Source organism: Pseudomonas sp. DY-1 (assembly GCF_003626975.1).
In the GTDB taxonomy this organism is placed as follows: Bacteria; Pseudomonadota; Gammaproteobacteria; order Pseudomonadales; family Pseudomonadaceae; genus Metapseudomonas.
In genome coordinates, this window is sequence record NZ_CP032616.1 from 5,676,865 (window position 1) to 5,690,081 (window position 13,217).

Below are 13,217 nucleotides of genomic sequence, written 5' to 3' on the forward strand. Positions count from 1 at the left end.
ACCCCACGGGAACGCCGCGAGGGTCATCTCTGCCAGCCGGCGCGACCAGGTCCTGGGCATGGTGAACGGCGCGCTGGAGGAAGGCGCCCGTCTGTTGGCCGGTGGGCGGGTTCCGCAGGGCAGCGGATTCGAACAGGGTTTCTGGCTTGAGCCCACCCTGCTGGGCAACGTGCGGGCGTCCATGCGCATCGCTCGCGAGGAAATCTTCGGTCCGGTGATCACTGTGGAGCGCTTCGAGGGCGAAGCCGAGGCGCTGCACCTCGCCAATTACGCGCCCTTCGGTCTCACCGCCGGGGTCTGGACCCGCGACCTCGCCAAGGCCCATCGCGCGGCCCGTCGGCTAGGGGCCGGCACGGTGTGGATCAACGATTACAACGTTGCCTTTCCCCAGGCGCCCTGGGGTGGCTACAAGTCCAGCGGGATCGGTCGCGAGCTGTCGTGGGCCGGGCCGGAGGAGTTCAGCGAGCTCAAGCATTTCTACCTGAACACCAGCCCGGCGGCGTTGAACTGGTTCGGCGTCTAAGGCCTCAGCCGGCCAGCGCTGCGCGTCGCCCGCGCTCCAGGCGAACGCTGGCCAGAAGCAACAGGCCGATCACGAAATAGCTGCCGGTAATCAACATGGCCAGCCGGTGGTCGCCGCCGGATAGCCAGTTGGCCAGGCCGTAGGTCATCGGGCCGAGGATGGCGGCAAGTTTCACCGCCTGGCCCCAGAGCCCATAGAACTCCGCCAGCCGCGTGGGTGGGGCGAGCACTCCGATGATGGCGCGCCCCGCCGACTGGCTGGCGCCCATGCACAGGCCGGCGATGTTGGCGGCGGCCCAGAACATTGCCGGGCCGCTGGCCAGCCAGATCATGCCGACCATGGCCAGCCAGCCCAGCAAGGTCAGCGCCAAGGTGGGGCGATGGCCGATGCGATCCTGCAGCCAGCCGAACAGCACCGCGCCGATCGAGGCCGTGATGTTGACGACGAAGATCAGCAGCAGGGTGTCCTGCGTGGTGAACCCCATCACCTGGTTGGCGTAGATGGCGGCCAGGCTGATCACTGCGGCGATACCCGCCTGGTAACAGACCGTGCAGGCCACGAAACGCACCAGGTCGCGGTAGCGTCCTGCCTCGCGCATCGTTCGGGCAAAGCGTGTCCATGCCCCGCCTGCCGAGGTTGGCTGCGGCCTGCTGCGTTCCTTCAGGTAAAGGAAAGTCGGCGTACTGGCGAGGGCAAAGAGCAGGGCGGTGATGATCACGCACACTGGCACGAACTGCGCCGCCGTCTGGCCTTGTCCCTGGGCCCAGCTGACGTAGCCGAGGCAGGCACCCAGGCTGACCAGTCCGCCGATGTAGCCAAGGCCCCAGCCCCAGCCGGAAACCCGGCCCAGCGCATCGTCACGGGCGAGCTCCGGGAGGAAGGCGGCGATCAGGTTTTCCCCGGTACCGAAGCAGAAGTTCGACAGGACCACGAACAACACCGCCAGGGCCAGGGCACCGGGTCCGGCGAGCGCCAACGCTGAGGTGAACACCACGCAGCCGAGGGTGCTGAACAGGAGCAGGCGCTTCTTGCGCGCAGTGGCGTCGGCGTACGCGCCGATCAGCGGTGCGGTGAGAATGACCAGGGCGTAGGAGATGGCGAGGGTGGTCGTCCAGGCCAGGGTGCCCCAGGGTTCACCTTGCGCCACCACCGCGACGAAGTAGGCGTTGAAAACGGCGGTGATGATCACCGTTGTGTAGCCGGAATTGGCGAAGTCGAACATCGCCCAGGCCCAGATTTCACGGCGTGACACGCCGTTGGCGAGGCTGGATCGCATGGCGCTTTTCCCCCTGTCGAGCGTCCCGGAGAGCCTAGCCCCGAGCGCGCCATCCCGCGACCGGGATGGATTGCCTGTGCGTTCGCGACCGATAGCCATCGTCTATCCGGTTGATCGACTAACGTGAGTTGTCAGGTTGGTTTTTTCCAATATGATGGCCATCATTCAAAACAACTCACGGCAGGAGATCGCCATGCGCTACACCACATTCGGCCGCCGCACCGGCCTTCGCGTTTCCGAACTGGCACTGGGCACCGGCAACTTCGGTACAGGTTGGGGGCATGGCGCGGAGCGGGACGAAGCGAAGAAGATTTTCGACGGCTATGTGGAGGCGGGCGGCAACTTCTTCGACACCGCCAATGGCTACCAGGCGGGGCAGGCCGAAGTGCTGCTGGGCGAGTTCATCGCCTCCCAGCGCGATGATTTCGTCGTCGCTACCAAGTACACCCTGGGCACTACTCCGGGGGACGGCATCGCCCGTACTGGCAACAACCGCAAGAACATGGTCCGCGCTGTGGAGGAAAGCCTGAAGCGCCTGAAGACCGACCATATCGACCTGCTCTGGGCACATATCACCGACGGCATGACGCCGATGGACGAAATCCTGCGCGGCTTCGATGATCTGGTCAGCGCCGGCAAGATCCACTACGCAGGCCTTTCCAACTTCCCCGCCTGGCGCATCGCCCGTGCCGACCTGCTGGCTGAAATTCGTGGCTGGGCGCCCCTGGCCGGCATCCAGCTGGAGTACAGCCTGGCCGAACGCACCGCCGACCGTGAGCTGCTGCCAATGGCAGAGGCGCTGGGACTGGCTGTTACCCAGTGGTCGCCCCTGGGCGGTGGTTTCCTGACTGGCAAGTACCGTTCCGGCTCCGATGACTCCCGTGCCGCCAAACTGGGCATGCTGGTGCATGCCGAGAAGAGCGCCCGCGAAACCGCCATCCTCGATGCACTGTTCGCCGTGGCCACCGAGCAGGGCGCCAGCCCGACCGAGGTCGCCGTCGCCTGGCTGCTGCACAAGGCGCGCCGCGCCAGCACCGCGATGATCCCGATCCTCGGCTCGCGTACCCGTGCCCAGTTCGATGCGACCCTCGGTGCCCTCAAGGTTGAACTCAGCGAAGAGCAGTTCGCGCGCCTCAGCGCCGCCAGCACTGTCGAGCTGGGTGTTCCCCACCAGCAGGCGAGCGAGATGCTGCCTGCGCTGTCCGGCGGTCGCGATCTTCGCTTGCCCGCCCTCCCGGTCGTTTGATCCATGCAGGAACCAATCATGAAAGCCGTACGTTTCCATCAGACCGGCGGGCCGGAGCAACTGGTGTATGAGGATGTTCCCACCCCGCAACCGGGGCCGGGCGAAGTGCTGCTGCGGGTCGAGGCGGTCGGGGTGAACTACGCCGATGTAATGCGTCGACGTGGTGACAACTACCCGCAGCCAAGCCCGCTGCCGTTTACCCTCGGCTACGAGATAGTCGGTGTGGTCGAGGCCCATGGCGAAGGCGTCAGCAGTCCCGAAGTGGGCGCTCTGGTGTTCGCCGCCTCCGGGGGCGGCGGTTATGCGCAGTACGCGGCGGTACCGGCTGCAGGGCTGGTGCCGGTGCCACCCGGCCTGTCGCCGGAGCAGATGACTGCAATGTTCGTCCAGGGCATCACCGCCTTGCGCAGTCTGAAGGATGCCGCTCGACTGCAGCCCGGCGAAACCATCCTGGTCGAAGGTGCGGCCGGTGGCGTTGGTTCGCTGATCGTGCAGCTGGCAAAGATCATGGGTGCCGGCAAGGTGATCGCCGCCGCCAGTACGCCGGAGAAGCGCCAACTGGCGCTGGACCTGGGGGCCGATGCGGCGGTCGACTACACTGCGCCGAACTGGGAAGAAGAGGTACGCGCGCTCACCGGTGGGCGGGGCGTGGATATCGCGATGGAGATGGTGGGAGGAGATGTCCTGGCTTCAGCGCTGAAGAGCCTCGCGCCGTTCGGCCGCATGGTGGTATTCGGCGGTGCCGGTAGCCATCTCAGTCAGTTGGATACCGGTGACCTGGTCTTCTCCAACCGCAGCATCCAGGGCTTCACAATCACCCAGTACTTCGAGCGTCCGGACATCCTTGCCGAGACGGTGGGCGAATTGATCGGTCTGGTACTTGGCAATCGCCTGCAACTGCAGATCGGCCAGGTGCTGCCGCTGTCGCAGGCTGCCGAAGCGCATCGCCTGCTGGAGTCACGCAAGACCTCCGGCAAGGTCGTGCTCAAGCCCTGGGTGGAGTGATCTTCGGAAGCGGAACCTGCGGGAGCGATTTCAATCGCGAATTCGGAGCGGGCTGCTGCCCGCTCTCGCGAATGATTTCACTCCCACAGTAATTGCCGGCCTTCAGCCCGCCAGTTCTTCCATGCGGCTCTGCACCACCCGGTAGCAGGGCACATAGGCCGCGCCGCCGGGGAGTTTCATCCGGTGCTGGCGGACGAAGGCGTTGAGCAACTCGTCCAGCGGTCGCATCACCGCGGCGTCGCCGTGGATCTCATAGGGGCCGTACTGCTCGATCAGGCGAATGCCCTTGTCTTTCACGTTGCCGGCGACGATGCCGGAGAATGCCCGACGCAAGTTGGCGGCCAGCTCGTGGGGCGGCAGGTCGCGGCGCAGCTCGAGGCTGGCCATATTCTCGTGGGTGGGTTCGAACGGGTGCTGGAAGCGTTCGTCAATCTTCAGCAACCAGTTGTAGTGGAAGGCATCGTTGCGCTCGCGGCGGAACTGCTTGACCGCCTTCAGGCCTTGGGCCATCTCGATGGAGACCGCAGTCGGGTCGTCGATGATGATCTTGTAGCGGCTCTGCGCCGCTTCGCCCAGGGTGGCCCCGACGAAGGCGTTTAGCTGCTCCAGGTAGGCGGCGGCGCTCCTCGGCCCGGTGAGCACGAGCGGGAAAGGCAGATCCCGGTTGTCCGGGTGCATCAGGATGCCCAGCAGGTAAAGGAATTCTTCCGCCGTACCGGCGCCGCCCGGGAAGATGATGATGCCGTGGCCGACGCGAACGAAGGCTTCCAGACGCTTCTCGATGTCCGGCAGGATCACCAGTTCGTTGACGATGGGGTTGGGCGCTTCGGCGGCGATGATGCCGGGCTCGGTCAGTCCCAGGTAGCGACCGCCGTGGGTGCGCTGCTTGGCGTGTCCGATGGTGGCGCCCTTCATCGGACCCTTCATCACGCCCGGGCCGCAGCCGGTGCAGACGTCAAGGTGGCGCAGGCCCAGCTCGTGGCCGACTTTCTTGGTGTACTTGTACTCCTCGGTGCTGATGGAGTGGCCGCCCCAGCACACGACGATCTTCGGCTCCACGCCGGCGCGCAGGGTGCGTGCGTTGCGCAGCAGATGGAAAACGTAGTCGGTAATGCCTTCGGAGCTGTCCAGGTCGAAGCGGCGGCTCTTCAGTTCGTTCTCGGTATGGACGATGTCGCGCAGGGCGCTGAACAGCATCTCGCGGGTGTTGGTGATCATCTCGCCATCGACGAAGGCGTCGGCCGGGGCGTTGATCAGCTCCAGGCGTACGCCGCGGTCCTGCTGGTGGATGCGTACTTCGAAGTCCTTGTAGGCGTCGAGGATGGTCTTGGCGTTGTCGCTATGCGCACCGGTATTGAGGATGGCCAGGGCGCATTGGCGGAAGAGCTGGTACATGCGGCCGGAACCGGCTTCGCTGAGCTGATGCACTTCCAGTTGGGAGAGGGTGTCAAGGGCGCCCTTGGGGCTGACCTGAGCATTGATGACTTGTCTTCTGGGCATTCGGAATTTCCTTGCAACGATGCCGGAAGGCCGGTCGGCCGACGCGGCGGAATGCGGGGCGCCGTGATCCATGGCGCAGGTTGAGGCGGTGTTTCTTATCTGGGCACTACGACGTTACGGATTTATTGCGGGACAGATTCGGCAGTCATGATTCAGCGTAATAGCGAGATTACTGTCTGTCTGACAAGGACTTTCTTGGAGATGTTCCGGTTTGGCCGGCGGTGGACGGCTGGAGCGCCGTCCACCGCGTGCCTCATTTGCGGGCTTCCAGGATCAGGTTGAAGGGCGTTTCCGTGGCCCGGCGGAACTGGGTGAAGCCGGCTTCTTCGAACACCTTGCGCAGGCGTGCCTCGCCGGCCTGGGCACCAAGGCCGAGGCCCACTTCCTGGGACAGCGAATTGGGCGTGCAGATGAAGGTGGAGGCCGAGTAGAACAGCCGGCCCACCGGGGTCGCGTTGTCGTCGAGCTGGTCGTTCGCATAGGGCTCGACCAGCAGCACGGTGCCGTCGGGCTTCAATGTCTGCCAGGCGTGCCTGGCCGCGCCCACCGGGTCGCCCATGTCGTGCAGGCAGTCGAAATAGCAGATCAGGTCGAAGCCATCGCCCGGATAGTCCTTGGCGCTGGCCTGGACGAAGGTGGCACGGTCGGCAACGCCCCCGTCCCTGGCACGCTGGGTAGCGGTTTCGATGGACGGGCCGTGGTAGTCGTAGCCGACGAAGCGCGAGGCTGGAAATGCCTGCGCCAGGATCACGGTGGAGGCACCGTGGCCGCAGCCGACGTCGGCCACCTTGGCACCGGCCTTGAGTTTGTCGACGACGCCGTCCAGCGCCGGCAGCCATTCGGCCACCAGATGCGCACGGTAGCCAGGCCGGAAGAAACGCTCGGTGCCGCTGAACATGCAGGGATGGTGATCGCCCCAGGGCAGTCCGCCATCGCCGCGCATGGCTTTTACCACCTTGTCCTTGTCGTGGAAGAGGGCTGCGATGACCGAAGCGCCGCCGGCCACGTACACCGGCGAGTCCTCCACCGCCAGGGCCAGTGCCTGTTCCTCGGGAAGGCGGAAGCGCCCGCTGTCATGTTCCATGTAGCCGGACGCGGCATGGGCGCTCAGCCATTCGCGCAGCAGGCGGGCGTTACAGCCGGTTCTGGCGGCAAGTTCTTCCGGGCTGACCGGCTGGCTGTCGGCCATGGCGCGATAGAGGCCGAGTTCGTCGCCGAGGATGATGTTGGCGAGCATCGCCGCGCCACCCATGTCGGCTACCAGCTTACCCATGAAGTCGTTGAGTCTGGATTCGTCCATCACCTGTCCTCCTCTGGCAAGTGGGCAACCATCTGGCCGGAGCGACAGCGATATGCGGCGACGGGAGCCGTGATAGCAATGGAAGGAGCCGCGGCAGCCGGGTCATTATTGACTGGAGAGGCCCCTTCCGTGTCCCGCAATCGCAGGACAATTTGAGTCTAGTGGCCAGCCGATGGTCCATTGCCGACTGAGGGGGTGCAGCCGATAAGCGGCGTGCCCGCTCAGACGTAGATGCTGACCCCGCCCTTGGCCTGCAACCAGTCGCGGTAGGTGGTCAGGGATGTGGTCTGCTTGTCGCCGTCGTAACCGATGAAGCCGATGCCGCTGTCTTTTTCGTCGAAGCCGGCATCGATCAGTTTCTGCACCTTGTCTTTGAGTTTCAGCGCATCGTCGCGGTCCAGTTCCGACACGTCGGGAAGCTGGATCCTGTTGGCGTCGGCGTTCGGCTGCGTCGTGTCCGCAGGACGGGTACTGCCGGTCTGGCTGCCGCTGATGGCGCTGCCGCCGCCACTCATGGCGCGGAACAGGCCGCCGCGGCTCTGGGCAATCAGGGTGTTGGCATAGCGACGAAGCTCAGCGATATGGTCCTGGGGCGTCGTCGACTTTTCCTCGGTCTTGCCGGTGCTGGTGCCGGTGGTAGCGGTGTTGGCCGTATTGCTGGCATTGCTCCTGGAGGCGAGACCCAGATAGTTGGCCAGGGCCGAGTTATTGGAAATGGTGGTCATGGCAGTTCCTCTGCGCGATCTGACCGCCTGTTCAGCATTATTCGGGCCAGTTCGCGGGAAGGCCCGTCGTTTCTGGGCTTTAGAGTACTGGTGTACCAATCCTGCGGCAGGGGCTTGCCGCCGGCAGGCAATGGCCTGCCGGACCTGGCGGCGACCATCGGTCCGGCGTCCTTGAGCCACTGACGGGCGCCGACCATAGTGGGTGCCATGACCTCGACTCGCCAATCCACATCGGCCGCGCTGGAGGGATTCCACCCCGCCGTCGCCGCCTGGTTCCGCGCCAGCTTCCCCGCTCCGACGGCGGCCCAGGCCCTCGCCTGGCCAGCCATCCAGGCAGGGGCAAGCACCCTGGTGGCGGCGCCTACCGGCTCGGGCAAGACCCTCACCGCGTTCCTCTCGGCCATTGACGAACTGGTTCACGAAGGACTGGAACAGGGCGGCCTGCCGGATCGCTGCACGGTGGTCTACGTCTCGCCGTTGAAGGCGTTGTCCAACGACATCCGCATCAACCTGGAGGAACCCCTGGCCGGTATCCGTGCCGAACTGGCATGTCAGGGCCTGGCAGATGTGGATATTCGCACCGCCGTGCGCACCGGCGATACGCCCCAGGCCGAGCGCGACGCCATGCGCAAACGCCCGCCGCATATCCTGGTCACCACACCGGAGTCGCTCTACATCCTCCTGGGCTCGGAATCTGGCCGCGCCATGCTGACCGGGTGTCGCAGCCTGATCATCGACGAAATCCACGCCATCGCCGGAAGCAAGCGCGGCAGCCATCTGATGCTCAGCGCCGAGCGCCTGGAGTCGCTGTGCGGGCGCAGCTTGCAGCGCATCGGCCTGTCGGCCACGCAGAAACCCATCGAGCGGGTGGCGGCCTTTCTCATGGGCCTTGGACGCGACGCCTGCACCCTGGTGGATGTGGGCTACAGCCGCGAGCGCGACCTCGCCATCGAAGTACCTCCCGTACCGCTGGAAGCGGTGCTGAGCAATGAAGCCTGGGAGAAGGTCTACGACCGGCTGGCCGAACTGGTGGCCGAGCACCGCACCACCCTGGTGTTCGTCAACACCCGACGGCTGGCCGAGCGCGCCAGCCGCCACCTCTCCGAGCGCCTCGGTAATGCCGCGGTCGCCGCCCACCACGGGAGCCTGGCGCGGGAGCTCAGGCTGGACGCCGAACAGCGCCTCAAGCGCGGCGATCTCAAGGTGCTGGTGGCAACGGCGTCGCTGGAACTGGGCATCGATATCGGCGATGTGGAACTGGTCTGCCAGCTCGGCTCGCCACGCAGCATCGCCGCCTTCCTGCAGCGCGTCGGCCGCTCCGGCCACAGCGTCGGCGGCACGCCCAAGGGGCGGTTGTTCCCGCAGTCACGGGACGACCTGATCGAGTGTGCGGCGCTGCTGGATTGCGTTCGCCGTGATGAACTGGATGCCCTGGTGATTCCCCATGCTCCGCTGGATGTGCTGGCGCAGCAGATGGTGGCTGAAGTGGCGAGTCAGGAATGGGGCGAGGACGAACTGTATCGGCTGATGACCCGCGCCATGCCCTACGCAGGCCTGGCGCGGAGGCAGTTCGACGCTTTGGTGAAGATGCTTTCCGAGGGCTACAACGGCCGACAGGGCGTGCGGGGCGCCTATCTGCACCGCGATGCGGTGAATCGCCGTCTGCGGGGTCGCCGTTCAGCACGCCTGACCGCCATCACCTCCGGGGGCGCCATTCCCGAAACCGCCGACTACGCCGTGGTGCTGGAGCCCCAGGGCGTGCCGGTCGGCAGCGTGCATGAAGATTTCGCCGTGGAAAGCCTGGCGGGTGATGTCTTCCAGCTGGGCAACCAGGCCTACCGCATCCTCCGGGTAGAGCCCGGCCGGGTAAGGGTGGAGGACGCCCAGGGCCAGCCGCCGAACATCCCCTTCTGGCTGGGAGAGGCGCCGGGACGCACGGATGAGCTGTCGGCGGGGGTGGCGCGGCTGCGGGGGATGGTGGAGGACTTGTTGGTGGCGTCCGAGCCGGATCAGGACACCCTCACCCCCGACCCCTCTTCCCAAGGGAGAGGGGAGAAAAGCGCGGTCGAGCACGCGGTGGTGGCCTTGTGCGAGAGCATCGATCTCAGCGAGGCGGCGGCGCGGCAGATTGTCGAGTACCTGGCGCGGGCACGGGCTGCGCTGGGGGCCTTGCCGACTCAGCAGCGGCTGGTGATGGAGCGCTTCTTCGACGAATCCGGTGGCATGCAACTGATCATCCATTCACCCTTTGGCAGCCGGCTCAACCGTGCCTGGGGGTTGGCGTTGCGCAAGCGCTTCTGCCGCAGTTTCAACTTCGAACTACAGGCGGCGGCCACGGAGGATGCGCTGATCCTTTCGCTCGCCACCAGCCACAGCTTTGCGCTGGAAGAAGTCTGGCGCTATCTGCATTCCAACAGCGCCGAACACATCCTGGTCCAGGCCATTCTCGATGCGCCGTTGTTCGGCGTGCGCTGGCGCTGGAACGCTTCTGCGGCCCTGGCCCTGCCGCGCTACTCAGGCGGCCGCAAGGTGGCACCACAGATCCAGCGCATGCGCAGTGAAGACCTGCTGGCCAGCGTTTTTCCCGATCAGGTGGCCTGCCAGGAAAACCTCGTGGGCGAGCGCGAGATTCCCGACCATCCGCTGGTGGCCCAGACCCTCGATGACTGCCTGCACGAGGCAATGGATGCCGATGGCTGGCTGGCCCTGCTGCGACGCATGGAGCGAGGCGAGGTCCAACTGGTTTCCCGCGACCTGCCGGCACCTTCATCCCTGGCGGCAGAAATCCTTGGGGCGCGGCCCTACGCCTTCCTCGATGACGCGCCGCTGGAAGAGCGTCGAACCCAGGCCGTGCAGCAACGACGCTGGAGCGATCCGGAGTCCGCCGACGATCTGGGCGCACTGGACATGGAGGCCATTGCGGCCGTGGCCGAAGAAGCCTGGCCGCAGGTGCGCGATGCCGATGAGATGCATGAAGCGCTGCTCGCCCTGGCCTGTATCACCCAGGCTGAGGTGCAAGCCAACGACGGTTGGGCTGGCTGGCTGGCACAACTGGCCAAGGCCCGCCGGGCTGCCTGCCTGCAACTGGATGGCAAGGCTTCCCTGTGGTTGGCGGCCGAGCGTGTGGAACAGTTCCGCGCCCTCTATCCCGAGGCCGTACTCAAGCCAGCCATTGTCGCGCCAGAGGGATTCACATCGGTGTGGGAAACCGAGGCGGCGCTGGTGGAAGTCGTGCGCGCGCGCATGGGTGGTTTCGGCCCGTTGTCGCTAGGTCGGCTGACCAGGGACCTGCTCCAGGCGCCGGCAGCGCTCAGCATTGCCCTGGCAAGCCTGGAGCGCGAAGGGCAGTTGCTGTGCGGTCGTTTCACGCCAGGCACGGTGGAAGAGGAGTGGTGCGAGCGCCATCTGCTGGCGCGCATTCATCGCTACACGGTCAAGCGCCTGCGCCGCGAGATCGAGCCGGTGGAGCGGGCCGATTTCATGCGTTTCCTGTTCGACTGGCAGCGTGTTGCCCCGGCCTCCCAAGTGCGTGGTGCCGAAGCCCTGGCGACTGTGCTTGGACAACTGGAAGGATTCGAGGCAGCGGCCGCGGCCTGGGAAAGCGAGATTCTTCCCAGCCGCGTGGCTGACTACGGGATCAACTGGCTCGACGACCTCTGTCGCGCCGGCCGGGTGGTCTGGTGCCGCCTGGGTGGGCGCGGCAAAGCTGCAGGGCCAGTGCGTGGCACGCCCATCCTGTTGCTGCCGCGCAAGAACCTGGCGCTCTGGCGCGCGTGCCTGCAGGACACGCCGACGCCCGAACCGTCCCCGCGTGCAGAGCGGGTGCGCCAGGTGCTGGCTGGCCAGGGTGCGCTGTTCTTCGATGAACTGATGGATGAGGCACATCTGCTGCGCAGTGAGCTGGAGGACTGCCTTGGTGAACTGGTGGCCCTGGGCCTGGCCAATGCCGACAGCTTCGCCGGTCTGCGCTCACTGTTGCTGCCGGCGGCACGGCGCAGCCGGCATGACCGCCGGGCACGCCTGGCCTTGGCCAATATGCAGGACGCCGGACGCTGGGCGTTGCTGCGCGGCAAGGCCGAGGAAGGTAATGGCAAGGTTCCTGTCGACGCCTTGGAGCATGTGGCCCGCACGCTGCTGCGCCGCTATGGCGTGGTGGGCTGGCGCCTGCTGGAGCGCGAGGCTGCCTGGATGCCGCCCTGGCGAGATCTGCTGCGGGTCTATCACCGACTGGAGGCACGCGGCGAGATTCGCGGCGGGCGATTCGTGGCGGGAGTCTCCGGCGAACAGTTCGCCCTGCCGGAGGCGGTGGGGCTGCTCCGCGAAGTACGCAAGCGTCCACTGGACGGACAGCTGATCAGTCTTGCCGCCTGCGATCCGCTGAACCTGCTGGGGACCTTGCTCAACGGCACCAAGGTGCCGGCGGTGTCGGGCAATCGCCTGTTGCTGCGCGATGGCGTGCCCGTCGCGACGCTGGTGGCGGGCAAAGTGGCGCTACTGCAAGAGGTGGACGTGGCGACCGCCAATGAGTGGCGCGCGGCGCTGATTCGCCAGCCGGCGGCAACCCCCATTGGGCAACAGTCGAGACGGGCGCGAATGCCGGGGTAAGGGGGGGACACACGGCGACAAGCCCGTGGCACAAATAGCCCCCTCTGCGTCTGTGAGAGGGTCGGGGGGAGGGCAGCATCAGCCTGCTGGGACATGATCATGGTCTAACCGCTTGTAATAGCTCAGAAATTGACCCAACCCAAGGGGCCCCCGCCAGATCTGGCGCCTGGCCATCTCCCGACAGCTTATCCACAGTTTCATCCACCGTTTTTGTGGGTATGCGTCGATCAGTCTTCGCTGGACTTATCCACAGTCAGCAAGGGCGCGAGCAGGGTGCACATGCTGCGCCAATGGGAACCTTCCCAGTACAGACGGTCGCAGGCATTGCAACTTAGAAAGCGCGAATAGAGGGCGCCAACCCTTGGCGGCAGGCGAGGGCGGGCCATTTCCGGGGCGATTTCCTGGAGCGGATGGTTGCAGTGCAGGCAGAGGCTGAAGGGATTGGCGCTGCGGGCCAGGTCCAGCCGCTCGAACAGCTCGCGCAATTGCAACGAGGGTTTCAGCGCATGTACGTAGCAGCCGTGGGTGATGATGCGGCGCTTGAGCAGCTCGCGGTCGCGGGTGAGCACGATGCGCCCTTCATGGGCGGATATCTCGGCGATCTGGCCGTCCTCGAAGCCGTTGTCGTAGAGGGTATCGAAGCCGCACATGCGAAGCAGGCTGGCGAGCCCGCCCAGATGGGCATCGGCGACGAAGCGCAGCACCCGCAATGGGCGCGAGCGGACCTTGAGCAGGGGGCTGATGTCCAGCGCCTCGAACTTGGGATAGACCGCCACCCGGTCGCCATCGAGTATCACTCGTTCGAATCCGACCGACTCGCCATTGAGCAGGACCAGTTCCACCTCGGTGTGCGGCACGCCCAGCGCCTCGATCATGTGCTTGACCGTGGCCGCCCGCGCGCAGGCACAGGTGAAGGCCTGCCGGCGCCGCTCGGCGGGCAGGAAGTCATTGAGCTCTTCGTAGAATCGAAACGTTGCCCTGACCATGCAGGAGAGTATGGCAGCCCGTGGCGCGCCCTCCGTGGGAGGGCGCGCGAC

Annotated in this window: 9 protein-coding genes; 4 read left to right on the forward strand and 5 right to left on the reverse strand. The window is 65.8% G+C overall.

What is annotated here, in order from left to right; all coding sequences use genetic code 11:
* Positions 1 to 25: 25 nt before the first annotated feature.
* Positions 26 to 523 (forward strand): aldehyde dehydrogenase family protein, encoded by a 498-nt coding sequence (locus D6Z43_RS26800; RefSeq protein ID WP_256661055.1) that lies wholly within the window; start codon positions 26 to 28, stop codon positions 521 to 523.
* A gap of 4 nt (positions 524 to 527) precedes the next feature.
* On the opposite strand, the gene D6Z43_RS26805 is transcribed toward D6Z43_RS26800, so the two are convergent.
* Positions 528 to 1,799 (reverse strand): MFS transporter, encoded by a 1,272-nt coding sequence (locus D6Z43_RS26805; protein WP_120654999.1) that lies wholly within the window; start codon positions 1,797 to 1,799, stop codon positions 528 to 530.
* Between the two features lie 193 nt (positions 1,800 to 1,992).
* Between D6Z43_RS26805 and D6Z43_RS26810 the strand changes: the two genes are divergently transcribed.
* Together D6Z43_RS26810 and D6Z43_RS26815 are read left to right on the forward strand one after the other, a co-directional pair.
* A complete protein-coding gene (locus D6Z43_RS26810; protein WP_120655000.1) occupies positions 1,993 to 3,045 on the forward strand; it encodes an aldo/keto reductase in 1,053 nt (350 codons plus the stop codon).
* A gap of 18 nt (positions 3,046 to 3,063) precedes the next feature.
* Positions 3,064 to 4,050, forward strand: a complete 987-nt coding sequence (locus D6Z43_RS26815) for a quinone oxidoreductase (protein ID WP_120655001.1) — start codon at positions 3,064 to 3,066, stop codon at positions 4,048 to 4,050.
* A 102-nt stretch (positions 4,051 to 4,152) separates the two neighbouring features.
* On the opposite strand, the gene ppnN is transcribed toward D6Z43_RS26815, so the two are convergent.
* From ppnN to D6Z43_RS26830, 3 genes are all read right to left on the reverse strand, one after another.
* Positions 4,153 to 5,550, reverse strand: a complete 1,398-nt coding sequence (gene ppnN, locus D6Z43_RS26820) for a nucleotide 5'-monophosphate nucleosidase PpnN (protein ID WP_120655002.1) — start codon at positions 5,548 to 5,550, stop codon at positions 4,153 to 4,155.
* A gap of 253 nt (positions 5,551 to 5,803) precedes the next feature.
* Positions 5,804 to 6,850 carry a class I SAM-dependent methyltransferase gene (locus D6Z43_RS26825; RefSeq protein WP_120655003.1) on the reverse strand — a complete coding sequence of 349 codons (1,047 nt, stop codon included), beginning with the start codon at positions 6,848 to 6,850 and terminating at the stop codon, positions 5,804 to 5,806.
* Between the two features lie 221 nt (positions 6,851 to 7,071).
* Positions 7,072 to 7,575: a hypothetical protein gene (locus D6Z43_RS26830; protein ID WP_120655004.1), complete on the reverse strand. Its 504-nt coding sequence runs from the start codon at positions 7,573 to 7,575 to the stop codon at positions 7,072 to 7,074.
* A gap of 207 nt (positions 7,576 to 7,782) precedes the next feature.
* On the opposite strand from D6Z43_RS26830, the gene D6Z43_RS26835 reads away from it, so the two are divergent.
* Positions 7,783 to 12,180, forward strand: a complete 4,398-nt coding sequence (locus tag D6Z43_RS26835) for a DEAD/DEAH box helicase (RefSeq protein WP_120655005.1) — start codon at positions 7,783 to 7,785, stop codon at positions 12,178 to 12,180.
* 227 nt (positions 12,181 to 12,407) lie between these two features.
* Here the strand turns inward: D6Z43_RS26835 and D6Z43_RS26840 are convergent, their stop codons facing one another.
* Positions 12,408 to 13,166, reverse strand: a complete 759-nt coding sequence (locus D6Z43_RS26840) for a Mut7-C RNAse domain-containing protein (protein ID WP_120655006.1) — start codon at positions 13,164 to 13,166, stop codon at positions 12,408 to 12,410.
* Positions 13,167 to 13,217: the final 51 nt, after the last annotated feature.